This is a genomic window from Rhodothermales bacterium (assembly GCA_034439735.1).
Taxonomy (GTDB): domain Bacteria; phylum Bacteroidota; class Rhodothermia; order Rhodothermales; family JAHQVL01; genus JAWKNW01.
Genome location: JAWXAX010000270.1, coordinates 1 through 22,230, shown reverse-complemented (window position 1 = coordinate 22,230; position 22,230 = coordinate 1). Strand labels below are relative to the sequence as shown.

The 22,230-nt window shown below is 63.3% G+C and carries 18 protein-coding genes and 2 tRNA genes; 9 read left to right on the top strand and 11 right to left on the bottom strand.

What is annotated here, in order from left to right; translation table 11 throughout:
- Positions 1–22 precede the first annotated feature (22 nt).
- Both SH809_18935 and mnmG read right to left on the bottom strand, forming a co-directional pair.
- Complete coding sequence (locus SH809_18935) at positions 23–640, bottom strand: 16S rRNA (guanine(527)-N(7))-methyltransferase RsmG (GenBank protein MDZ4701794.1); 618 nt, start codon at positions 638–640, stop codon at positions 23–25.
- 8 nt (positions 641–648) lie between these two features.
- Positions 649–2,517: a tRNA uridine-5-carboxymethylaminomethyl(34) synthesis enzyme MnmG gene (mnmG, locus tag SH809_18930; GenBank protein MDZ4701793.1), complete on the bottom strand. Its 1,869-nt coding sequence runs from the start codon at positions 2,515–2,517 to the stop codon at positions 649–651.
- A 198-nt stretch (positions 2,518–2,715) separates the two neighbouring features.
- Between mnmG and SH809_18925 the strand changes: the two genes are divergently transcribed.
- Positions 2,716–3,171, top strand: coding sequence for a response regulator (locus tag SH809_18925; protein ID MDZ4701792.1), 456 nt, complete (start codon positions 2,716–2,718; stop codon positions 3,169–3,171).
- 468 nt (positions 3,172–3,639) lie between these two features.
- Here the strand turns inward: SH809_18925 and SH809_18920 are convergent, their stop codons facing one another.
- The 5 genes from SH809_18920 to rpmH all read right to left on the bottom strand — a co-directional run bounded on the left by SH809_18920 (position 3,640) and on the right by rpmH (position 9,658).
- Positions 3,640–5,505, bottom strand: a complete 1,866-nt coding sequence (locus SH809_18920) for a GspE/PulE family protein (GenBank protein MDZ4701791.1) — start codon at positions 5,503–5,505, stop codon at positions 3,640–3,642.
- A gap of 207 nt (positions 5,506–5,712) precedes the next feature.
- A complete protein-coding gene (mnmE, locus tag SH809_18915) occupies positions 5,713–7,086 on the bottom strand; it encodes a tRNA uridine-5-carboxymethylaminomethyl(34) synthesis GTPase MnmE (protein MDZ4701790.1) in 1,374 nt (457 codons plus the stop codon).
- 25 nt (positions 7,087–7,111) lie between these two features.
- Positions 7,112–8,932 carry a membrane protein insertase YidC gene (yidC, locus tag SH809_18910; protein MDZ4701789.1) on the bottom strand — a complete coding sequence of 607 codons (1,821 nt, stop codon included), beginning with the start codon at positions 8,930–8,932 and terminating at the stop codon, positions 7,112–7,114.
- A gap of 104 nt (positions 8,933–9,036) precedes the next feature.
- On the bottom strand, positions 9,037–9,486 hold the full coding sequence (locus tag SH809_18905) for a ribonuclease P protein component (protein ID MDZ4701788.1): 450 nt from the start codon (positions 9,484–9,486) through the stop codon (positions 9,037–9,039).
- A 16-nt stretch (positions 9,487–9,502) separates the two neighbouring features.
- Positions 9,503–9,658, bottom strand: coding sequence for a 50S ribosomal protein L34 (rpmH, locus tag SH809_18900; GenBank protein ID MDZ4701787.1), 156 nt, complete (start codon positions 9,656–9,658; stop codon positions 9,503–9,505).
- A 232-nt stretch (positions 9,659–9,890) separates the two neighbouring features.
- Between rpmH and SH809_18895 the strand changes: the two genes are divergently transcribed.
- The 3 genes from SH809_18895 (at position 9,891) to SH809_18885 (ending at position 12,012) form a co-directional block, all read left to right on the top strand.
- Positions 9,891–9,963, top strand: a tRNA-Gly gene (locus tag SH809_18895).
- A 93-nt stretch (positions 9,964–10,056) separates the two neighbouring features.
- Positions 10,057–10,130 (top strand) — tRNA-Val (locus SH809_18890).
- Between the two features lie 355 nt (positions 10,131–10,485).
- Positions 10,486–12,012, top strand: coding sequence for an FAD-binding protein (locus SH809_18885; protein ID MDZ4701786.1), 1,527 nt, complete (start codon positions 10,486–10,488; stop codon positions 12,010–12,012).
- A 137-nt stretch (positions 12,013–12,149) separates the two neighbouring features.
- On the opposite strand, the gene SH809_18880 is transcribed toward SH809_18885, so the two are convergent.
- Genes SH809_18880 through SH809_18870 form a run of 3 tightly spaced genes read right to left on the bottom strand, consistent with a single transcriptional unit; the run spans position 12,150 to position 15,059 of the window.
- Complete coding sequence (locus SH809_18880) at positions 12,150–13,376, bottom strand: amidohydrolase/deacetylase family metallohydrolase (protein MDZ4701785.1); 1,227 nt, start codon at positions 13,374–13,376, stop codon at positions 12,150–12,152.
- A gap of 16 nt (positions 13,377–13,392) precedes the next feature.
- Positions 13,393–14,598: an aminotransferase class V-fold PLP-dependent enzyme gene (locus tag SH809_18875; GenBank protein MDZ4701784.1), complete on the bottom strand. Its 1,206-nt coding sequence runs from the start codon at positions 14,596–14,598 to the stop codon at positions 13,393–13,395.
- Positions 14,599–14,603: 5 nt separating this feature from the next.
- Entirely contained in the window at positions 14,604–15,059 is a 456-nt protein-coding gene (locus SH809_18870) for a RidA family protein (protein MDZ4701783.1), read from the bottom strand.
- A 174-nt stretch (positions 15,060–15,233) separates the two neighbouring features.
- On the opposite strand from SH809_18870, the gene SH809_18865 reads away from it, so the two are divergent.
- Positions 15,234–16,772 (top strand): alpha/beta hydrolase, encoded by a 1,539-nt coding sequence (locus SH809_18865; GenBank protein MDZ4701782.1) that lies wholly within the window; start codon positions 15,234–15,236, stop codon positions 16,770–16,772.
- A gap of 162 nt (positions 16,773–16,934) precedes the next feature.
- On the opposite strand, the gene SH809_18860 is transcribed toward SH809_18865, so the two are convergent.
- A complete protein-coding gene (locus tag SH809_18860; protein ID MDZ4701781.1) occupies positions 16,935–17,780 on the bottom strand; it encodes a sterol desaturase family protein in 846 nt (281 codons plus the stop codon).
- 120 nt (positions 17,781–17,900) lie between these two features.
- Here SH809_18860 and SH809_18855 point away from each other — a divergent pair, with 120 nt between their 5' ends.
- From SH809_18855 to SH809_18840, 4 genes are all read left to right on the top strand, one after another.
- The gene (locus SH809_18855; GenBank protein ID MDZ4701780.1) at positions 17,901–19,010 is read left to right on the top strand and encodes a hypothetical protein; all 1,110 of its coding nucleotides are present in this window, start codon (positions 17,901–17,903) and stop codon (positions 19,008–19,010) included.
- Between the two features lie 74 nt (positions 19,011–19,084).
- Positions 19,085–19,738: a carbonate dehydratase gene (gene can / locus SH809_18850; protein ID MDZ4701779.1), complete on the top strand. Its 654-nt coding sequence runs from the start codon at positions 19,085–19,087 to the stop codon at positions 19,736–19,738.
- A 22-nt stretch (positions 19,739–19,760) separates the two neighbouring features.
- Positions 19,761–21,452, top strand: a complete 1,692-nt coding sequence (locus SH809_18845; GenBank protein ID MDZ4701778.1) for a Na/Pi cotransporter family protein — start codon at positions 19,761–19,763, stop codon at positions 21,450–21,452.
- 9 nt (positions 21,453–21,461) lie between these two features.
- The gene (locus SH809_18840) at positions 21,462–22,067 is read left to right on the top strand and encodes a HupE/UreJ family protein (protein MDZ4701777.1); all 606 of its coding nucleotides are present in this window, start codon (positions 21,462–21,464) and stop codon (positions 22,065–22,067) included.
- The last annotated feature ends 163 nt before the right edge of the window (positions 22,068–22,230 follow it).

The following is a 22,230-nucleotide window of genomic DNA, read 5'->3' as shown; positions in this document are numbered from 1 at the left end:
GGGGCGTCTTCGCCCGCATTGCTTATGCAACCACATGTACCATGAGTTTCTCCTCAAAGTACGGTGGGGCGCCCAGATCCTCCAGGGGTTGCACGTCGACACGTGTAGCGGGATATCGGGCCGAGAGATCGGCAATTTCGGTAGTCAGGTCGCCCCCCTTGAGGCAGACGAGTCCAGGCGGCCAGCACGAAGGGTCGACGCAATCGAGGGGTTCGACCACGCGGTGGTGCCACGACCAGAGCGTGGCAAGTGGGGCCGTGGCGCGGGAGACTGAATAGTGCGTCCTCCCGGGCCAGGCCTCGGCCCGGCCGTGCCAGGCTTCGAGGTTATCGAGCCCGAGCCGGCGCGCGATGGCCCGAACGACCATGATCTTCTTCTCGACCGCATCGACGGCGACGAATCGCGTCTCGGGGAAGAGTAGGGCGAGGGGGATGGCCGGCAGCCCGCCGCCCGTGCCCCAGTCGACCACCGTGGCGCCGGCCGGGAAGCCGCGCCGGGCCAGATACAGACAATGGCGGATGTGGCGATCCAGGATGTCGCCGGTCGACATCCGCGAGACCAAATTGTGCGTGGCGTTGAATCGGGTCAGTTGCTCCGCGAACGTCAGGAGCAGCGCCTCCTGCTGCGGGGTAATTTCCACGGCGCCCCTCATCCCTTTTTCAGTATCACCATCAACACCGAGAGATCCGCCGGGCTGACGCCGCTGATGCGGGAAGCCTGGCCCAGATTCTCGGGTTGGATCTTGTTCAGCTTCTCACGAGCCTCGAGCGTGATATTCGCCACGGCGGCGAAGTTGAACCCATCGGGGATCGACCAGCGCTCGAGTTGCAACATACTTTCTACCAGATCGCGCTCGCGCGCGAGGTAACCGCTGTACTTCAGCTCCGTCTCGACGAGTGTCTCCACCGCTTCGAGGCCCGGCGCCTTCGTTACAACTTCGTCATATACGCCAGCGTGTTCGATGAGGGCGCGAAGGTCGACTTGTGGGCGTAGCGCGATGCGGGAGAGGCGCTCGGGCTGGGTGATGGGGGAGGTGCCCACCCGTTCGAGGTACCCGTTGACGCGATCCGGGTGGATGGCGATGGCATCCAGTTTCGCGCGGGTCGCGGCGATAGCGTCGCGCTTGGCGCGCATCCGGACGAGGCGGTCGTCGCCGGCGAGACCGAGGGCATGGCCGCGCTCGGTGAGACGGAGATCGGCATTATCCTGCCGGAGCAGCAGCCGGTGCTCGGCGCGCGAGGTGAACATCCTGTAGGGTTCATCGGTGCCCTTGGCGACGAGGTCGTCGATGAGCACGCCGATGTAGGCTTCGGACCGGTTGAACACGACGGGCTCGAGGTCGCGCAGGCGCTGCACGGCGTTGATGCCGGCGACGAGTCCCTGGACGGCCGCCTCCTCGTAGCCGGTGGTACCATTGATCTGGCCGGCGAAAAACAGACCGTCGACGAGCTTCGTCTCGAGGCTGTAGCGGAGCTGGTATGGCGGGAAGTAGTCGTATTCGATGGCATACCCCGGCCGGATCATGTGGACGTTTTCGAGACCTGGCACCTGGCGCAACGCGTTATACTGCACCTCTTCCGCGAGGCTGGTCGAGAAGCCGTTGACGTAATACTCGTACGTATCGCGGCCTTCGGGTTCGAGGAAGATCTGGTGCTGCTCCTTGTCGGCGAAGCGGTCGATCTTGTCCTCGATCGAGGGGCAATAGCGCGGCCCTCGTCCCTGGATGCGACCCTGAAACATGGGGCTATCGACGAAGCCCGTGCGCAACGTGTCGTGGACGGCCAGCGTGGTGTAGGTGAGCCAGCAGCTCATCTGGTCCGCCGGCAACGCATCGGTCATGAACGAGAACGGGCTCGCAAGCGGATCCCCCGGTTGTTCGGCGACACGGGCGAAGTCGATCGTGCGCCCATCGATACGCGGCGGAGTCCCTGTTTTGAGACGGCCGCTGACAAATCCGAGGGCTTCGAGGCACGCCGTGAGCCCGGTCGACGCCCGTTCGCCGGCGCGGCCACCGCCGTGTTGGCGCCGGCCGATGTGGATGACGCCGTTCATGAACGTCCCGCTGGTGAGGATGACGCAGCGTGCGCGGAACGTCTGTTCGGCCTGGGTCCGGATGCCGGTAACGTGTCCGTCTTCGACCAGCACCTCCATGGCCATGTCCATGCGCATGTGGAGATTCGGGAGCGACTCCAGGTCTTGCCGCACCGCCTCGGCGTAGCGGGTCCTGTCGCTCTGGGCGCGGGGGCTCCACACGGCGGGCCCTTTCCGCTGATTGAGCATCCGAAACTGGATGCCAGTCGCGTCGGTGACCCGGCCCATAAGCCCGCCGAGGGCGTCGATCTCCCGCACGAGCTGCCCCTTGCCGATGCCGCCGATGGCCGGGTTGCAGGACATCCGGCCGAGGGCCTGGAGATCCATGGTCACCAGCAGCGTCCGGGCGCCCATACGCGCCGTCGCCGCGGCGGCTTCCGCGCCGGCGTGGCCGCCGCCTACCACAATGATATCGTATTCCTGCACAGACAGACTCTGTAGATATGGGTTCGCGGATTCCAAAACGAAGGGATCCGACCCTGGTACCCGCCGCCGCGCGCTGCGATCCCGTCGGTGCGCAGCCCGAAGGTCGCACAGCCTCCGTCGCTATAGGTTTAACGATCCGGGTCGATAAGAACACTATCCCGTTGTTGCGTAAGCGGCGGCCGGCTTGACCCATTACCTATGCCACATAGCCAATCCAATCAGCATCATAGCCCGACCGAGATCGACAGGAAAAAGAAAATCCTGATCGTCGATGACAGTCGTGTGATCCGTCTCAAGCTTGCCTATGTGCTGCAGAAAGTTGGCTATGAAGTGTTTGAGGCTGAGAACGGGCTTCTGGGGCTTCAACTCACGGCTCGGGAGCACCCGGACCTGATCCTGCTCGACCTGAAGATGGCCGGCATCGACGGCTTCGAATTCCAGCGCCGGATCCGCGCCAGTAAATCCTACGCGCACATCCCGATCATCTTCCTCACGGCGATGGGCAGTATCAACATCTCCCAGATCGCCGATGCCCTCGGCCGCGGGGTCAACGACTTTGTGACCAAGCCCTTCAAGGTGGATAAGCTGCTCGCAAAAATCGACGCCATTTTAAAACACGAAGTAAAGCCGGCGCTCAAGAGCCCAGTGCCGTAACGTAACGGCTAACCTGGCCCGTCGCACCTGCACAGATACCGAACCGCTGCGCCGGCGCGCGGCTACATGACGCGCTGGACTCATCTCCCGAACCGTTACTCGGCCGACACGCCGCATCTCCCAACTGTTTCAAGACAGCGGGGTCCGAAGATGTCGAGTAACTCATACGTCGCGAGCCCGACCCTGCCCGTCAACGGTTACCGTTACCGTGCACGATCCCGTTCCTCCACGAGACGTTTCCGGGGGTTTCGTTACTGAACACACTACGCATTTTCGATAACGAACGGGGTACGCGGGGGGTGTAAACGGGGGGGTATCAACAGCGTGGCCGGCGCGATACGTAACGGGTGACGTAAGGCGCGCGTAAGGGTATCCGGAACAGGTTCGATGGCGCGCGAACGGTATCGTAACGGCGGCGAAGCGGAACGCGGTGGTCGCCGGTGTACAGGATGTCGTTACAGGGCGTTGTTACATGTCGGTCGATACGACGCGTATCATTTCATGGATGGACGTTTCGCCATACGTAACGATTCGTCGCGCGGCGTCGCGTAACGACAACATGCCTTCCTTGACCGCCTGTTTCCGGATGGCTTCCTCGTCGATGTTCTGTTCGGATTCGACAATGATGGCGCGGATCTCGTCCGAGAAGGCGAGGGTCTCGGTGATGGCGCGCCGGCCTTTATACCCGATGCCGTTGCATGTTTTGCATTTCCGGTTTTCGCCGGCGCGGTAGAGGGTGGTGCCGGCCATCTCTTTTTCGGTAAAGCCCAGCTTCAGCAGCAGCGCGTCCTGCCTGGCGGTATCGACTTCCTTACAGGAGGGGCAGAGCGTACGGATGAGGCGCTGGGCGACGATGAGGTTGATCGCGTAGGCGATGAGGAAGGTCTCGACGCCCATCTTATAAAGCCGACTGATGGCGCTCGGGGCATCGTTCGTGTGCAGGGTAGAAAACGTGAGATGGCCGGTGTTCGCCAGTTTGATCGCGAGGTCGGCCGTCGCGCGGTCGCGCATTTCGCCAACCATCACGATGTCCGGATCGTGCCGGAGGATCGCGCGGATCGCCTGCTCCAGATCCAGTTTGGGATTCAGTTTGATCTGCCGCACGCCTTCGATGAGGTACTCGACCGGATCTTCGACAGTGAGGACGTTCACGCGTGGGTTGACGACCTGGTGGAGGCAGGCGAACAGCGTCGTCGTCTTGCCCGAGCCGGTAGGGCCGGTCAGGATGATCATCCCGTGCGGCTGCTGGATCGCCCAGTTGAATCGCTCCATGGCCTCTTCGAGCAGGCCGAGTTTCTTGAGGTCGGTCACCACCTTGCGATCGTCGAGCACGCGGATGACGATGCTTTCAGATCGAATCTCGTGGGAGGCGTTGGCAATGGGGAGCACCGAAACGCGGAAGCGGATGAGCGACCCGTCGATCGTACGCTGGATAAATCCGTCCTGCGCGGCGTCGCGCTCGAAGCGGTCCACGTTGACCGAGTTGTCCTTGACGACGGCGAGGAACGCCTCGGCGTGGACCCGTTTCTCGACATGCCACGAGTCGAGCTGGCCGTCGATCCGGAAGTGGATCTCGATCTGCCGGCTCTTGTTTGGGAATATGTGGATGTCGGATGCGCCGCGACGCACGGCCTCGAGCAGGGCCGCCTCGAAGAGGTTGATGAGAGTCGATCGGCCGATCTCGGCTTCGAGGGCGTCCTCGTCGATGAGGCCGGCCTGCTTCTCGTACTCGGTCCCCAGGTCGAACGCATGCATCTCCTGGGCAACGCGCTCGAGGAACTCGTTCTTGACGTGCTGGGGGAAGGCGTCCTTGATGAGGTCCTTGATGACGACCTCCGGGGCATACCGCAGCTCGTAGTTGGGCAGCCCGATCTTACGGAGGGTTTGCCCCATTTCCGGATGCGTGGGGTCGAAGCTGGCGAAGGTCCAGGTCGTCCCGGTCTTGTTGATCGGCACCAGAAACTGGGTGCCCAGCAACTCCCACTGCTTCGCCGAGAACACCTCCTCGTTCTTGCGGATGTAGCGGGCCGTCTCGGGCGTGATGACGGCGTCTTCGAAGGCATACACTTCGGCGGCGCAGGCAAAGATACGCTCGCGTTCGAGTTCGGGGTCTTCGGCCAGGATCCGCCACAGCGCCTCCGTCTGCCGCTGCTCGATGAGCTTACGCCACTTGTGCCAGTTCCGCTCGATCTGCTTCATGGTCACCAGCTGCTTGAAGAGCAGCATGATGACGACGCGGTCCTTCAACTCGAACTTCGCGAAGTCGTCGTCCCGCCGACCCTGCTGGTTGTCGGTGGCATCTGGTGTTCTTTTTTTCGGGGCGGTCTGCAGCACGGCGCACTCGGGTAGAGATGGATCCAGCTCGGGAGATCACGGCGCGTGATCGGAAAGCCCGGCTATCAGAGGATCGGATGCTTTTGCCGGAAACTAAATGCCCTCCCCTATTCGCATGGGGCTTGTGCTGCGGTGTTCAGGCGGACACGATGTATCGTGTCCGTACTTCGAGCATTGAGCGTGCATCAATAACGGCTAACCATCCTTTCATTTCCCGATGCAGAAACGGGAGAAAATCTGGTCGAGCACGTCTTCGTTGGTGATTTCGCCGGTGATCTGGCCCAGCTCGTGGAGGGCGGCGCGGAGGTCCAGGGCGAGGGTGTCTCCCCCCCCGCCGGCGTCCAGTGTGCGTGCGGCGGCGTGCACGGCGCCGAGCGCGTGCTGGAGGTGTTGGCGGTGGCGCTGGTTGGTTACGACGGCGGACGTTTCGGCGGCGGATGGATCGGCGCCGAGGTCTTCCAGGAGGCGGGTGACGAGGGGTTGTAGGCGGGCGGGCTCAGCGAAGGCCTGGCTGGCCGACAGCATGAGGACCGGAAGCGGATAGGCAGTGGCCGGCGGAGCCGGCGTGAGATCGGCCTTGTTGCCAACGAGGACTACCGGCAGTTCCGGCAGTCGGGTGATCAAGCGCTCGATCCATTCCTGCTCGGCCGTGTCGAGGCCGAGGCGGAGATCGAACACGTAGACCAGGGCATCGGCGGCTTCGATGGAGCTATGGGCGCGACGGACGCCTTCGGCCTCGATGGCGTCCTCGGTTTCGCGCAGGCCGGCGGTATCCACGAACCGGAAGGCAAGGCCTTCGATCTCCAGCTCCGCCTCGATCTCGTCGCGCGTGGTGCCCGGGACGGGGCTGACGATGGCGCGATCGCGCCCGAGCAGGGCATTTAGCAAGGTGGACTTGCCGGCGTTCGGCCGGCCCCCGATGACCACGCGCACTCCATCGCGCACGAGTTCGCCCAGGCGGTACGAGCCGAGGAGGCGGGTGAGCAATGCGTCGGCGCTGGCGAGCAGGGTCACGAGCCGGCCTTTGTCCGCGAAGGCGACGTCCTCCTCAGAGAAGTCGAGCTCGAGTTCGATGTAGGCGCAGGTCTCGAGCAGGTCGGCCCGAAGGCGTTGCAGGAGATCCGAGTACCGTCCCTGGAGCTGGCGGACGGACACCCGTTGCGCCATCGATGACGAGGCATGGATGAGATCGGCAACGGCCTCGGCCTGGGCGAGATCCAATTTGCCGTTGAGGAACGCGCGCTGGGTGAACTCGCCGGGTTGCGCGAGTCGGGCGCCATGATGGAGCAAGCTCGTGAGGACATGCTGCGGCGCGAGATCGCCGCCATGACAGGAGATCTCCACCACATCCTCCCCCGTGGCCGAGCGCGGGGCGCGGAAGAGCGTGGCAACTACCTGGTCGATCGTCTCTCCGTGGGGATCTACCAGATACCCGACATGAACCGTGTGGCTGGGGGCGTCGGCCAGGCCGGCGCCGCGGAAGCAGGCCGCCGCGATGAGGATAGCGTCAGGACCCGACAGACGGACGATGGCGAGCGCCGCGCGCCCGCGCGCCGTAGCGATGGCCGCGATAGTATCCATGGGATCGTGTGTCCATTCGAACGGGTTACGGTTTGGCCTTGCGCGATCCCTTGCTGGCGCTCGGGGCGGCGCCGTTCGTCTTCTTGCGGTCGGTGGTTTTCGTGACGCTCCAGTCCTGGCTGTTCGTGGTCGCCTTTTTTGCCTTCGCCTTTTCCATCGAGCTGTTGATGAAATGCTGCTGAATGGCGGAGAGGATGTTGAAGACCAGGTAATACAGGTTCAGGCCGGAGGCCCACTGGTTAAAGACCAGGAAGAGGACGGCCGGCATCATGTACATCATCACCTTCGCCTGCGTGCCCGTCATGCCCGGGGTGGATTGCAGGCGCATCTGGATGACCATCGAGATGCCCATGAGGAGGCAGAAGCCGGCGACGAAATTGCCGTAGAGCGGAATCGTGAAGGGCAAGCTGAGGATGACGTCCGGCGCGGAGAGGTCGGGCGCCCAGAGGAACCCCTGCTGGCGGATCTCGATCGACTGCGGGAGGAACTGCCAGAGCGCGATGAGGACCGGGTACTGGGCGAACATCGGGAGGCAACCGCCGAGGGGGTTTACTCCGGACTCCTTGTAGAGCCGCATCGTGGCTTCCTGCTGCTTCTGTGGGTTGTCGGCGTATTTCTCGCGGACGGCCTGGAGCTCCGGCTGGATCTCGCGCATCTGCGCCATGCTCTTGTACGACGAGCGGGTGAGCGGCGAGACGACGATCTTGATGAACACCGCCAGGAGGATGACGATGATCCCGTAGTTAGGGATATAGTCATCCAGGAAGTTAAACATGGGGATGAAGATGAACTTCGCGATCGGACGGGTCATCCACTCGAAGAAGTCCCACCCGTAGTCCACCATATCATAGAGCCCGATGTCGTACCCGCGGATCCGGTAATATTCGAGCGGGCCGAGGTAGAGCGTGAAGGCATCGACGGAGGACTCCGCCGGGGGCATGAGGAGGCGGGCCTCGAAGTACTTGGTGTGATCCGGCATATTCACTTCGCCGACGCGTTCGCCGGAGAGTTCGGCGCCGCGCGTTTCGCCGGCCGGCATGATCACCGCCGTGAAGTACTGGTTCTTGACGGCCACCCAGTCCACTTGCCCCCGCATTGTTCTTTCCTGGAAGGCGTCGGACTGAAGGTCGATCCCTTCCACCTCGCCGCCGCTGCGGGCGAAGGACGAGGTTTTGATGGCCTCCTGCGTGTGGTTGCCTTCGGAGTACGGCAGGCCGCCGTTCCAGACCAGTTCGTACCCTTCACGCGTGGAGAAGGAGGAGGCGTTTTCCTGCTCGACGCGCAGTCCCACTTCGTAGGTGCCGGGCGAAAAGGAATACGACAGGCGGATGAGCCCCTGCCCTAACGGCGCCAGGAATGAGAGCACAACCTGCTCGTCGCTTTCCCCGATGCGAATCAGATCCGCTGTCGTGGAAGCGTCGAACATGAGCGCGCGCGAATCGATGTTGTGATTCGCGGGCGACGTAAAGGCGAGGGCGAGCGCGCCGGCGGCGGTGGTATCTACGATCTGGATTGGAGCCAGCTGGTCGAACTGCTTGTATGCTTTGAGTTTAAACGAGACCAGCGTGGCGCCGCGGGTAGAAAAGACGGCTTCGTAGAGGTCGTTTTCGACCGTAATGCGGCGTTCGGGAGCGGCCGCGACGGCGGAATCGGCGAGTAGGAGAGGATCGACGACGGGGGCCGGCATTCGGAGGTCGGCCGGATCTTCGGGGATCTGTTCGAAAACCAGGGTCGAATCCGTCGGGGTGGCCGTGCGCGGCGGCGGCGGCGGGGGTGCGAGGAAGGTAAACCAGACGATCAGAATCAGCGTGATCAGAACGGTTCCAATGATCGTATTGCGGTCCAAAGTGCTTCTCGTCTTTGCGGGTTGGGCGCCAGCCTTCCAGGCCGCCGTTCAGCACCGTTTCGCGGGTGCGACGCGCTTTCTACCGATGGTACGGTTCGAAAGGTTCATTCGGAAAAAAAGCCTGTTTGAATTTTGCCGGCCAACAGATCCAGCGCGCGGGGCAAGTCCGAGGGGATACACGTGTCGGCGGTGTCGGTATCGCCCCGGAAGAGGATCATCAGGACGAGCATGTCATCGGGTCGCCGGGTGAGGGCATCGACGAGCAGGTGTTGATGGTGGCGATAGACTTCGCGCAGCCGCCGCTTGATGTGGTTGCGTTCGACGGCGGAGCGGGCGCGGCGACCCGGGGCGAAGCCGACCTGTACAGGTACACCTGCACCGGCCGCCTCGCGCGGCAGGAAGCGGTGAATGAGCCGGACACAGCCGCGCGCCACGGAGCCGACATCTGTCCTGGATCGATCGAACAAAGGGCGGATGAGCCGCTGACGCTTGAGCCGCTGGGACGACGATAAGGCGTACGAACGGTCCGGGTGGTCGTCAGATTCAGCTGTCATCGGCGCGGCGGCCGGCTTACTTGCTGGCCATGGTATCGCTAACGGTCAGCCGCTTGCGGCCTTTCGCGCGACGAGCGGCGAGCACCTTACGGCCGTTCTTCGTGGCCATGCGGGCGCGAAAACCGTGCTTGTTCGCGCGTTTGCGCCGGCTGGGCTGGTAAGTACGTTTCATGGAGCGTGTGGTGTTTTACGGACAGAGCAGCCTTGAATGCACGGAGCCGGCAGAAGTTTTCCTGTTCCAAAAAAGTTCTTCGAAGCAGGAATGCAGGATTCCCCTCGCCGTCTAAACGTTCGACGCGTTAAACGTCCAGGAACGCGTGCCGGCATCGGGCGTTGCACCCAGCCCCGGACGGTTCCGGGATCTTGACTGCCTCGCGCGCAGCGCGTACCATGGCTGTCGAATAGCGGGAGTAGCTCAGTTGGTAGAGCATCAGCTTCCCAAGCTGAGGGTCGCGGGTTCGAGTCCCGTTTCCCGCTCGATAAAGGATTACACATGGAGAGATTAAAGACATTCCCCAGGGACACTCCCCCTCACTTTCCATTTTTCACTTTTCAGTTTGCCATCCATTCGGGCGCTTAGCTCAGCTGGTTAGAGCACCTGCCTTACAAGCAGGGGGTCACTAGTTCGAATCTAGTAGTGCCCACCCGATGAAGTCCCTGTAGGCCGGAAGGCTTGCAGGGGCTTTTTGCGTAATACAAAAACCAACGTCAATGGCGCCGATACGCGACTTCGGCTTCGAGGAGAACTTTTGGGTCTTCGAGACCCGAAAGGTCTGTCGGCGGATGGCGCGAGGTCAAGTACATGGCCCGAGCGATGTCGGGTTACGCTGCGCTAACCCGACCAACGACGTTATGTCACCCCGGCCACCGAGCCGGGGACCCGAAGTATGAGCCATCCGGCTGGCCCCCGGATCACGTCCGGGATGACAATCTCCGCCGCCCAATTGCATCTCCCCGCCGGCTGCGCTAGCATCTACTCATCACCCATCCTTCGATGCCATGCCCACCCGACGCGATATCCTCCAGGCCCTGGCAGCCGGTGCGCTCCTCCCCGGATGCCTCCCGGCCCGGCCCCGGCCGGCGCCCTCCTCCACCGTCGTCATCACACCCGGCGACCCGCGTTACGCCGGCCTTGTCCGCGGGAATAACCCGCGATTCGAAGCCGCACCCCGCGCCTTCCACCTCTGCGCCGACGCGGAAGGCGTCGCCCACGCCGTCGAGGCCGGGCTCCGCACGCCCTCCCGCAAGATCACCGTGCGCAGCGGCGGGCACTGCTACGAAAACTTTGTGTGCGACAACCAGGGCGGCGTCCTCATCGATGTCTCGGCCCTCAAAACCATCCGGCGCGAGACGGACGGCACCTACCGGGTCGACGCCGGCTGCACCATCGGCGATGCCTACACGCAGCTTTATGCCCTGGGCGTCTTCCTCCCGCTGGGCACCTGCTTCTCTGTCGGCCTCGGCGGCCACATCACGGGCGGAGGTTTCGGGGTCTGGTCACGGCCGTACGGGCTGTCGGTGGACTATCTGCAGGCGATCGAACTGGTCCATGTGGACGAACGCGGACAGGTTGTCGCGCGAAAGTACTCCCTCGACGACCCGGCGGACCGCGAGGTGGTCTGGGCCCACCAGGGCGGTGGCGGGGGCAACTTCGGGATTGTGACGAGCTTCTGGTTCAAGGACCCCCCGGGGGCCCCTCCGACGGTCTACCAGGCCGGCCTCTCCTGGGAGTGGGCCACCCTCACCCGCCGGCACTACGGGCAGATCCTGCGCGCCTTCGGGGATTTCCTCGACGAACACAACCAACCCGACAGTCCGTTCGACGGGCTCTATACCTCGCTCGGCCTCGGTCACAGAACCGCAGGCGAGACAATCGGGGTCGGCGCCCTCTATGTCGGCGACGAGCCGGAGCGGATCGAGGCGTTCTTCGACTACATGCGGGCACGGGTCGACCTGCCGGGCGACTGCCAGCGGCAGGAGGGCGCAGCATCCTGCATCTCCTCGGCGCCCTGGTTTCAGGTGGTGGCCTCCCAGGCCGGCGGGACCAACCGCGAGGACCGGATGAAGTACAAGTCGGCCTACTACAAACAGACCTTCCCGGACCGGCAGATCGACGTCCTCTACCGCTACCTCGTCGAACAGCCGGCGTTTCCGGCGGACTGGTTCACGATCATCGTCGGCTCCTACGGCGGGGCCGTCAACCGGCGCGCCTCCTTCGATACGGCCGCCTCGCAGCGCGAGGCCATCATGAAACTCCAGTTCATCGCCGGCTGGCGCGATCCCACCCGCGACGCGGCCTGCATCCAGTGGCTGGGGGAGTTCTACCGGGAACTCTACGCCGACGCCGGCGGCGAACCCACCCCTAACGAGGTTTATGACGGGTGTTATGTGAACTATCCAGACGTGGATCTGGTGGATTGGCCGCACCTCTACTACAAGAACAATTATCCGACGTTAACACGGGTGAAACGCCGGCTGGATCCGTTGAACGTGTTCCGGCACGCGCAATCGGTGCGGGTTGCGTGAAACCGGGTTGCGGGCACGCAACAACACGCAAAATCATTCCTGCCACCGTGGCCATTAACCCGGGTTACGCTTCGCGGGCCTGGGGGCGCGTTGGGGGGTCCCGGGTTACGCTTCGCTAACCCGGGCTACGGGGGGTGTCATTCATACCACCCCGGGTGGGAACGGCCGTTTAAATCCCAGACGACCTCGCCGGCGCGGACGGTCATTTCGGTGACGAGGCGGACGTCTCCATCCATCCGGAATCCGCCGGAGTCGATGTATCCAAAGACACCCTCTTCCAACTGAAACACCGCCACGTCGGCCTCGGCGCCGACGCTCAGGTGGCCGAGTTCTTCGCGGTGGATGACCTGCGCCGGCTTCCAGGTGGATGCGGCGATCACATCGGGCAGGGGCATCCCGAGCACGAGAAATTTGGACATCACGTTGTCGATCGTCTTCATCCCCCCGTTCATGCTGCCCGTGTGGAGGTCGGTGCTGAGGGTGGCCGGCCAGAACCCGGCCCGGGTCGCTGGCACGGCCTGGCTGAACAGAAAGCTGCCGCCGCCGTGGCCGACATCGAACACGATACCGCGCTGCTGGGCTGAGAGGGCGAGCGGCCGGAGGACGCCGTTTTCCACGAGTCCCTCACGGCGATCGACCTTTCCGTACGTGTGGGTGAAGATATCGCCGGGGCGGAGGTGCTCCATGAACAGCGCCTCGAGAGGGAGCGGCGGTTCGGAGCGGCCGAAGTCGATCATCACGGGAACGCCGGCCAGGGCGCCGGCTTCGACGGCGCGGTCGACGGGCATCCAGTCCGGCCCATCGTAGTGCGCCAGCTTCACTCCCACGATCTCGTTCGGATACCGGGCGATCTCCATGGCCGTCAGCTTCGCGTCCATGTCGCCCGTGTTCTGCTCCGTCGGCCCGCCCTTCATGCCGGCGCCGACGATGTTGATAAACGCGAGTACACGGGTCTGCGAATGGGCGATGGTCTGTTCGTGGAACTGCCGGAAGGTGCGCCAGCCGGCGCCGCCGGCGTCGACGGCCGTGGTGACGCCCGTCCGGAACGTAAACCCGTCGGGCGGCAGAGCGGAGAAGCCGTTGCCGAGGTAGGCGTCTTCCTCGGTGCCGTAAAAGAGGTGGGCATGGAGATCGATCAGGCCCGGCGTGACGATGAGGCCGGAGGCATCCACCACCCGCGCGGCGTCGCCGGCGGGGATCGACGGAGCCACCTGAGCGATGAGGCCATCAGCGATGCCGACATCCTGCACGGCGTCGATGCCGTTGCGCGGGTCGATGACGCGCCCGCCTTTGAGGAGCAGGTCGAGGCGCTGGGCTTCAGCCGGGGCGACCAGCAGGCACAGGAGCAGGAATCGAAGTATCATCACGGTTTAGGCCAGGTTACGTGGTTGCCGCGCGCAGCACGGTCTCGAGCCGACGGGCGACGATCTTTTCCTCGCCGGGGCGCATCATCCAGGTGGTGATATCGAGCCGTTCGTCGTTGCCCATCATTTCGATGGACGGATCGCCAGCGCGCAGGGCTTCACGCACGGCCTGCGGGGTGATGCGCACCCGAGCGGCATCCCACCAGACCCGCAGCGAGGGCACGTGGTTGGCGATGGGGGGCACATGGATCTCGGTCTCGACCCCCGGGACCGACCGGGCGCGGCCGGCGATGAGTTCGACCTGTCGCTCCCACAGCCGGCGTTCCCTGTCGTGGTCTTTTTCGAGGTACAGTTCGAGGGCGACAAGCATCGCCAGGATCTCTTCCTTGTTGACCTTCATCCCTCGGCCGACCGTGTCGCCCCGGGGCGGGGCGCTGAGGCGTGCGGCGGCGATGAGATCCTTCCGTCCCAGGAGCAGGCCGGCGCTCTGCGGACCACGGATTCCCTTGCCGCCCGAGAACGCCACGAGGTCGAACCCCATCTCCGTGTATTTCCAGAGGTTCTCGACCGGCGGGACATCTGCCGCGCAGTCGTTGAACGTGGGGATGCCGTGTCGTTTGCCGATGGCGACAAACTCGGCGTCTTTCACCTGGCCTTCTTCGTTGAGCGCGTTGATAAATAGTAACAACGCCGTACGGTCCGAGATGGCGGCTTCGAGTTCGGCGGCGGTGTCCACGTAAACCATCGACATCCCGCAATTGCGGATGGCGTGAACATAGCCGACGAAGTGGGCGCGCTGGAGGATGACTTCGCTCTTCATCCCCGTCACGTCCGGCAACTGAGCGGCCTTTTTTTCATCGAGGCCCGTGAGCACGCCGGCGGTGCCGAGCGTCAGGGCCGAGGCGGCGCCGGCCGTCACCGTGGCGGCTTCGCACCGGAGGAGCGTGGCGATGCGCGCACCGACAGCGTCCTGGATGTCGTCGAGGCGGACGTATCGGGTGGAGGCGTACCGGATGGCCTGCGTCACCTCGTCCGGCATCTGCGACGCCGTGAGCATCGTGAAGGTGCCGGCGGCATTGATGAAGGGGCGGAGGCCGAGCTCCTTGAAGTAGTCGCGCGCCAACGGCGACGCGGCGACGTTCGTCAACCCGAAATAGGCAGCGAGGTGGCCGAGGACTGGAGTCGTTGCGGCCAGTTGGAGGAGTGCGCGTCGGGAGAGCATGGGGATCAGTCTAGAGCCGCGATACAGTCGATCTCGACGAGCGAGTCGCCGGGGATGCCGCCGTAACAGGCGACGGTGGTGCGGACGGGCGGATTTTCGCCGAAACGGCCGCGGAAGACCTCGTTCATTGCCGTGTAGTCGCTCAGGTCGTGCAGGTACACGTTCACCTTGAGCACCTTTTCCATCGACGAGCCGCCGTCTTCGAGGCGTTTTTTCATCTCGGTGAGCACGTGGTCGGTGTGCGCCTTGATGTCGCCCTCGAAGTGGGCGCCAATGCCCGAGACAAAAAGCAGGTTGCCGAACGCCTTCGTCGACGAGAACAGCGGGATGTCGTCGTGTGTGATGACCTCGCCGGCGCGAGGCCGCTCATCGGCCGGCCCGGCGGAGACCGCCACGGTTCCAACTCCCAGCGCGGACATCCAGGCGCCGGCGCGTTTCATAAAGGATCTGCGTGATTTCATGGGGCGGTTGGGGGGAGTGCATGTTGACTTCATGATACAGGCCGGCAGCAGGAATGAAAAGGCTCACTCAAAAAATGTCGCCCCGTGGACATCTCGTGTCATTTTCATGAGCTTGACCTCCCTGTAGCGAATACGTAGGTTGTACTCCTCTCACACATCGCCAGCGACCGAGGTATGCCCGACTCATCCTTGCCACGCGTCCTCGTTTATTACGCCGTCGAATCCAGGGCGCATCTGCGCGGGATTCAGAACCTCCTCGCCGGCCTGAGGAACGCCGGAATTTCATCCGTTCAGGGTATCACCGACCCGGAAATCGATGCCGCCTCTGTTCGGCCGGAAGACATCGATTGGCTGCTCATCGTCTGGTCTCCGACCGTCTCCGCGCGCCTGGCGTCGGACCTCGCGCTGAAGGACGCCGTGGAGCTCGTCCGCCACGCCTTCCTCGTTATCGATCCCCCCAAACGATTTCCCCTGCCACCGCTCTTTGAACGGGCGCTGCATATGCTCCTGGGTGACGCGTCGGACATTTTGTGGCTTGCCGACCGGCTGATGGGGGTATCCGATTACGAATCAGCTCTCCCGCCACCCGCCCCCTCGCGCGGCGGTGAAACCGGCGCCGCCCTCGGGCCGCCCCCGGACATCGAGAAAGAGGAGATCAAAAAAATGGGAGAACCGCCCGCCGGATCCGGCGCCGACGGTCCCCACGTACCGGACCAGGGCATCATCTATCCCGTGTGGTACGGTACTAACCGCAAGCCGGCGGAAGGGGGTAATGATTCTGGCGGCGGTTTTTCGGGCGAGCGCTACTATAAAACGCTATACGGGCGGGTGGATGTGCGTATCCCGGAGGCGCATCGGTTCGGGGAGATAGGGACGAGTTTCTGGAAACGACTGCTGCGGTTCGACCTCCGCGACGACCGCCTGCGGGTCCAGAAGATCGTGGACCTGGAGCACGATGCCTGTTTCCAGGAGATCCACGCCGCCCTGCAGGCCGCTTTCGACGCCGGCAACCAGCCCCATGCCCTGCTCTTCATCCACGGCTTCAACGTCACATTCGAGGAAGCCGCCATCCGATCCGCTCAGATCGGCTACGATCTGAAAGTACCGGGCCCGACGGCGTTTTTCAGCTGGCCATCCAAGGGCGACGTCCACCGCTACAAGGCCGACGAAGCCAGCATCGAAGCGAGCGAACAGGCTATTACGGAATTCCTCGTTGACTTCGCCGCGCAGTGCCAGGGGGCGAAGATCCACCTGATCGCCCACAGCATGGGTAACCGGGGATTGCTGCGGTCGCTCCAGCGCATCGCCGGCAACGCCGAGATCCGCGGCAAGGTCTGGTTCGATCAAATCTTCCTCGCCGCACCGGATGTCGACCGCGACCTCTTCCTCCAGATGGCGCACCTTTACCCCCAACACGCCGGCCGGACGACGCTTTATGCGTCGAACGGCGACCTCCCCGTGTTCCTGTCGGGCAAACTCCATGAGGCCCCGCGCGCCGGCTACTTCCGCCCCTACACCATCGCCCCCGGGATCGATACCATCGCCGTGCCGGACTTCGACGTCGACCTCCTGGGCCACTCCTACTACGCCCAGGCCGAAGCGCTCCTCTACGACATCCAGGCCCTCATGCGCCACAACCCCAACCCCCCCGACCGCCCCCGCATGCACGACGCCTTGGATGAGGGAAAGGTGTTTTGGAAACTGGGGTTGTGAAGGTAAAAGGTAAAAGGTAAAAGGCAAAAGGCAAAAGGTAAAAAGAGATCATTGCCCCTTCGTCTATCTTTTGCCTATTCCTGTTTTCCCTTTTGCCTTTTGCCTTTTGCCTTTTTCTGTTTTGCCTTTTCCTGTTTTACCTTTTAACTTTTCCCTTTTCCCTTATCCCAGCCTTTCTTCTTCCTCATACTCCTTCCTCGGTCGGTACGGCAAAAACGGGATCTTAAGCATCGTCCCGACTCCGCCGGCCTCCGGCTCGGCCATGTGGGTGTCGACGCCGTAAACCAGCCGCTGGTTGTCCGCCTTCATGAACGTCCCGAACAGGCGATCCCAGAAGCTGAAGATGTTGCCGAAGTTCGCGTCGGTATAGGGCATTCGGTAGTGGTGGTGGACGCGGTGCATGTCCGGGGTGCAGAAGACCGTCACGAGCGCGTCATCCAGCCAGGCCGGCATCCGGACGTTCGCGTGGTTGAACTGGGTCAGGACGACGGACATCGTCTGGTACAGAAACACCATCCACATGGGTGCGCCGACGATAAACACCGCCAGGGTAGTGAATCCAAACCGGAAGACGCTTTCGCCGGGGTGATGGCGGTTGGCGGTGGTGGTGTCGACGTGTTGATCCGTGTGGTGCACGAGGTGGAAGCGCCACATCCACTTCACCCGGTGCTCGACATAGTGGACGAGCCACGCCCCAATCAGGTCCAGCAACAACAACCCCACCAGAGCGAATAGCCAGAGCGGCATTGTGATCCACTGGATAATGCCGAATTCGTGTGCCACCACCCAATCCGAGGCCATCACGAGGAGGAACGCCATGGAGAAGTTGACGACAACGGTGGTGAGGGTAAAGAAGATGTTGACGCCGGCGTGGCGCCACTTGTCGTACCGGAAGGCGAACAGCGGGATGGCGCTTTCAATAAGCCAGAACAGCGTGAGGCCACCCACCAGGAAGAGTGTCCGGTGGGTCGTGGGCATGTGGGTGAAGTAGTCGACGAGCATTTCCATGCAGATAAGGTCGTTAACGGCGGAGAAGGACGCAATCCGCGCCGGGGAAACGTCCCGACCGTTTCATCGTTGTCTCGGACACCCGTTAACAATTTGGTAGCAATTTAATAACACGTCACGATGACGCCTTCTTGTCGCCGGCGATACGTCTTCTTCCTTTTCTTCAGCCTTTTCGCCGTTAAAACCGTGTGGAGTCAGGACGGGGGCGAGGCGGCCGATCTTCAGTTTCAATGGTCGACGGCCGTCCAGGTACGGTACAGCTACGCCTCCAGTGACCGAGACAGCACCGAGCACGCCGGCTTCGGGCTTCGCCGGGCCCGGCTCCGGGGGGTGATGACGTATCGACAGAAGCTCGGCATCCAAGTCGTTGCCGATTTTTCCTCGGGCAACGCTTCAGTGGTCGACTTCTTCGCGTTTTACTGGCTCGGGCCCACCGTGCGCCTCCGCGCCGGCTATCTGGTTGGTGCGCAACCCCGGGGGTACGGGCTCACCTCTTCCTCCGTCACCGACGGCGTCGAACGCGGAGCCATTGGCGAGCGGTGGGCACGCGGGGGGATCGGCAGTGCGGCTCGCGACTTCGGGGTGGATGTTCTGTACGACGACGGCCACACACGCCTCATGGCCTTCCTGCACAACGGCGACGGGTCGTTCGCCACGCTCCGCAGCAATTTCCGGGAGGGCATCACGGGGCTGTCGCCGACCGGAGGCGTCGATCGCCGTGGCATGGCGATCAGCGGGTTCGCGGACTACAAACTTGACGCCATCAAAGGGCTAGAATTGGGCGGTTTCGCAGGCTACAACGGCTCGCGCAACCCGAACACAGCCGTGGAAGACGATGGGCCGGGCCGTACCTTCACGTCGTTCTCCGCCCACGTGTACTGGGGTGCCACCCCCGGCAGCCAGCCTGTGCGGCTCAAGGGCGAGGTGATCGGGATGCGGTATGCCTCGAGCCGGCGCGCTCCGCAGCAACGATCGTTCGGGTATGCAGTGACCGCGGCCGTACGCCTTATTGAGGGCGCCGAGCTAGCCGGCGGGATTGAACGGTTTGCGGCCGACTCCGACCTCGCCGCCGACACCTACACCCTCGTGAGCCTGAACCTGAGTTCCAGCGCGCGTCGCGGCCTGCCGTTCAACCGGGAGCGTCTTACACTGGCGTATATGCACGGCGCCCCGGCCGGCCGCGGGGGATCAGAGCATCTGGCCGTGCTACAGTTCCAGTTAGCGTTATAGGGCGCCGGGGCTCCTTGTCGATCCCCGTGCCGAGTCCTAGATTACGCTCTTCCCATCCATCCCCCCAACCTGTTATGCGCACGCTCAAACCGCTCTTCGACAACAACCGGAATTGGGCGAAGACCATCCGCGAAAACGACCCCGAGTTCTTCGACAAGTTGTCTCGCCAGCAATCGCCCCAGCACCTGTGGATCGGCTGCGCGGACAGCCGGGTGCCGGCAAACCAGATTGTCGACCTCCTCCCGGGCGAACTGTTCGTCCACCGCAACATCGCCAATATGGTGATCCACACGGATCTGAACTGCCTCTCGGTGATGCAGTACGCCGTCGATGTGCTCAAGGTGAAACACATCATCGTGTGTGGGCATTACGGCTGCGGCGGCGTGCGGGCAGCGATGGACAACCGCCGGCTCGGGCTGATCGATAACTGGCTGCGCCACATCCAGGACGTGGTGTATAAACACGAACGGTTACTCGCTGACATCCCGGATGACAGCGCCCGATTCGACCGTCTATGTGAGCTGAACGTGATCGAGCAGATGCTCAACGTCTGTCAGACGACCGTCGTCCAGGAAGCCTGGGAACGGCAGCAGCCCCTATCCATCCACGGATGGATCTATCGGCTCACGGACGGGCTCTTGCGCGACCTCTCGGTCTGTGCGACGAACCAGGACGAGGTGGTGCCGGTCTACCGCGAGGCCATCGCGAAGGGACCAGCCGCCGCCTGAACTCCCCGCAGGGAGAACTCCGATGCCCCTTCAATCCAACCTGGACCTGTTCCCTCTGATCACCGGCCTGGCGGGTGGGCTCGCGCTGTTCTTGTTTGGGATGGACCTGATGACCGCCTCGCTCAAGAGCCTTGCGGGCGGGCGGCTGAAGGCGATGCTCGGGCGAGTCACGGCCAACCGATTCAAAGCCGTATTCGCCGGCGCCGTCGTCACCGCCGTCGTCCAGTCGTCCTCCATAACCACCGTCCTGCTCATCGGCTTCATCTCGGCCGGGCTGATGTCGCTCAGCCAGTCGATCGGCGTCATCATGGGCGCCAACATCGGCACGACCATCACCGCGCAACTCGTCGCGTTCAAGGTGACGGCCTACGCGCTGGTGCTGATCGCGGCCGGGTTCGGGATGTTGTTCGCGAGTAAAAACGAGCGGTGGCAGGGCTATGGCCGCGTGCTGCTTGGCCTCGGGCTAGTGTTTTTCGGGATGGATCTGATGAGCGAGGCCACCCGACCGCTGACCGCCTTCGCCCCGTTCGTCGAGGTGATGCAGCGAATGAGCCACCCGCTATTGGGGATCGCGGCCAGCGCGTCGTTCACCGCCCTGGTACAGAGTTCGTCGGCCACGACGGGTGTCATCATCGTCCTGGCCAGCCAGGGCCTCATCACGCTGGAAGCCGGTATCGCGCTCGCCTTCGGCGCCAATATCGGCACGTGCGCCACCGCCTTCCTCGCCGCCACGGGCAAGCCGCGCGTGGCGCTCCAGGCCGCCGCCGTGCACACCCTGTTCAACATGGCGGGCGTGGCGGTATGGATCGGCCTGATCGATCCCCTGGCCGGGGTCGTGCGCGCGATCTCACCGGCGTCGCCAGACCTTGTCGGCCTCGCCCGCCTTGCCGCCGACACTCCGCGCCAGATCGCCAACGCCCACACCCTTTTTAATATCGCCAACACGCTGCTGTTTATCGGGCTCACCGGGCCTTCCGCCCGGTTGATCCGGTGGATCGTCCCCGAAAAGGTGGCAAGCGGCGCGGGCGTGAAACCAAGGTATCTGGATGACATGCTGCTCTCCACGCCGGTTCTCGCATTGGACCGGGCCCGCATGGAGCTGCGCCGAATGGGTGAACGCGCGCATGACATGGTCGAGCGCGCTCTGCCGGTCGTCCTCCGGGGCGACCGGGCCGCCCTGGAGGCCCTCGCCCGGCGCGACGACGAGATCGATACGCTCCACGAAGCCATCGTCACCTACCTCGGGAGCTTGAGCAAGAAACGCCTGCTCCAGCCGGAAACCGAGGCCTTGTACGACTACATGACCGCCGCCAATAACCTGGAAGGCATCGGAGACCTGGTCGAGACCAACATCGTCGCCGCCGGCCGCAAGCGCATCGACGCCGGCGTGCGTGTCAGCGATTCCACCGAAGCCGTGCTCGCCGTCCTGCACGGCCGTGTCTGCGAGACGCTTGCCCGGTCCCTGGAAGCGCTCGACACATCGGACCCGAACCTTGCACGCCAGGTCCTGGAGGCTAGCAAAGAGATCAACCGGCTGGTGGACGGGATCGAGCAGCACCTGGTCGGCCGGCTCACGGCCGACGCATCCGACCGGATGACGCATTATCGCATCGAAACCGATATCACCCAGTATCTCAAAAGCGTGTATTATTTTTCCCGGCGAATCGCCAGTGCCATGGTTGAAGAAAACGGAGCCGGCGCACCCAGTCCTTGAACCTCGCTCATGGAATCCTCCTTCACCCTGTTTCTGCGCCTCGGTATCGAACACATCTCGGACCTGAAAGGGTACGACCACATGTTGTTCATCACGGCCCTGTGCGCCGTCTACCAGTTCAACCAGTGGAAACACCTCCTCTGGCTCGTCACCGCATTCACGCTGGGCCATAGCGTCACCCTCGCGCTGGCGACATTGGACCTGATCACGATCAACGGAGAGCTCGTCGAGTTCCTCATCCCGATCACGATCGTTGTCACCAGCCTCGTCAACATCGTGCTGGAGCTTCGAGGACAACACGGCCGCCTGGCCGAACGACGGAGCGAATATGCAAAGTATGGCCTGGCGCTGGGTTTTGGGCTCATTCATGGGATGGGATTCTCCAACTTCCTGCGCGCCATGCTGGGTGGCGAAGAGAGCATTGTGGGGCCGCTGTTCGCCTTTAACCTCGGGCTCGAGCTGGGCCAGATCCTGATCCTGGCCGTCGTCCTCCTGATTTCCACGGCCATGGTGCGATGGGTCGGGCTGGCGCAGCGCGACTGGTCCCTCTTGCTTTCGGGCGGCACCGCCGGCGCCGCGCTGTTGATGATCGTCGACGCTATCGGCGGTGTGTGACCCCGGCAACGAAATCGGGCGACGTCCGTATCAGGTCCGATATTCCATGCGTTCCTTTTACCCGTTTCCAACCACTCCCTTCCGGTCATGGTAGCTCGCATCCCCTCCTATGCCGCGTTAACCGCCGCGCTTCTCATCCTTATTGCCGCGCCGGCGCCGGCGC

Bases quoted from the DNA above. Each gene is read 5' to 3' on its own strand.
- SH809_18905 (MDZ4701788.1), bottom strand. From the start codon at position 9,486: ATGACAGCTGAATCTGACGACCACCCGGACCGTTCGTACGCCTTATCG.
- SH809_18865 (MDZ4701782.1), top strand. From the start codon at position 15,234: ATGCCCGACTCATCCTTGCCACGCGTCCTCGTTTATTACGCCGTCGAA.
- SH809_18885 (MDZ4701786.1), top strand. From the start codon at position 10,486: ATGCCCACCCGACGCGATATCCTCCAGGCCCTGGCAGCCGGTGCGCTC.
- SH809_18840 (MDZ4701777.1), top strand. From the start codon at position 21,462: ATGGAATCCTCCTTCACCCTGTTTCTGCGCCTCGGTATCGAACACATC.
- SH809_18860 (MDZ4701781.1), bottom strand. From the start codon at position 17,780: ATGGAAATGCTCGTCGACTACTTCACCCACATGCCCACGACCCACCGG.
- can (MDZ4701779.1), top strand. From the start codon at position 19,085: ATGCGCACGCTCAAACCGCTCTTCGACAACAACCGGAATTGGGCGAAG.
- SH809_18875 (MDZ4701784.1), bottom strand. From the start codon at position 14,598: ATGCTCTCCCGACGCGCACTCCTCCAACTGGCCGCAACGACTCCAGTC.
- SH809_18855 (MDZ4701780.1), top strand. From the start codon at position 17,901: ATGACGCCTTCTTGTCGCCGGCGATACGTCTTCTTCCTTTTCTTCAGC.
- SH809_18880 (MDZ4701785.1), bottom strand. From the start codon at position 13,376: ATGATACTTCGATTCCTGCTCCTGTGCCTGCTGGTCGCCCCGGCTGAA.
- SH809_18845 (MDZ4701778.1), top strand. From the start codon at position 19,761: ATGCCCCTTCAATCCAACCTGGACCTGTTCCCTCTGATCACCGGCCTG.
- rpmH (MDZ4701787.1), bottom strand. From the start codon at position 9,658: ATGAAACGTACTTACCAGCCCAGCCGGCGCAAACGCGCGAACAAGCAC.
- SH809_18925 (MDZ4701792.1), top strand. From the start codon at position 2,716: ATGCCACATAGCCAATCCAATCAGCATCATAGCCCGACCGAGATCGAC.
- mnmE (MDZ4701790.1), bottom strand. From the start codon at position 7,086: ATGGATACTATCGCGGCCATCGCTACGGCGCGCGGGCGCGCGGCGCTC.
- SH809_18870 (MDZ4701783.1), bottom strand. From the start codon at position 15,059: ATGAAATCACGCAGATCCTTTATGAAACGCGCCGGCGCCTGGATGTCC.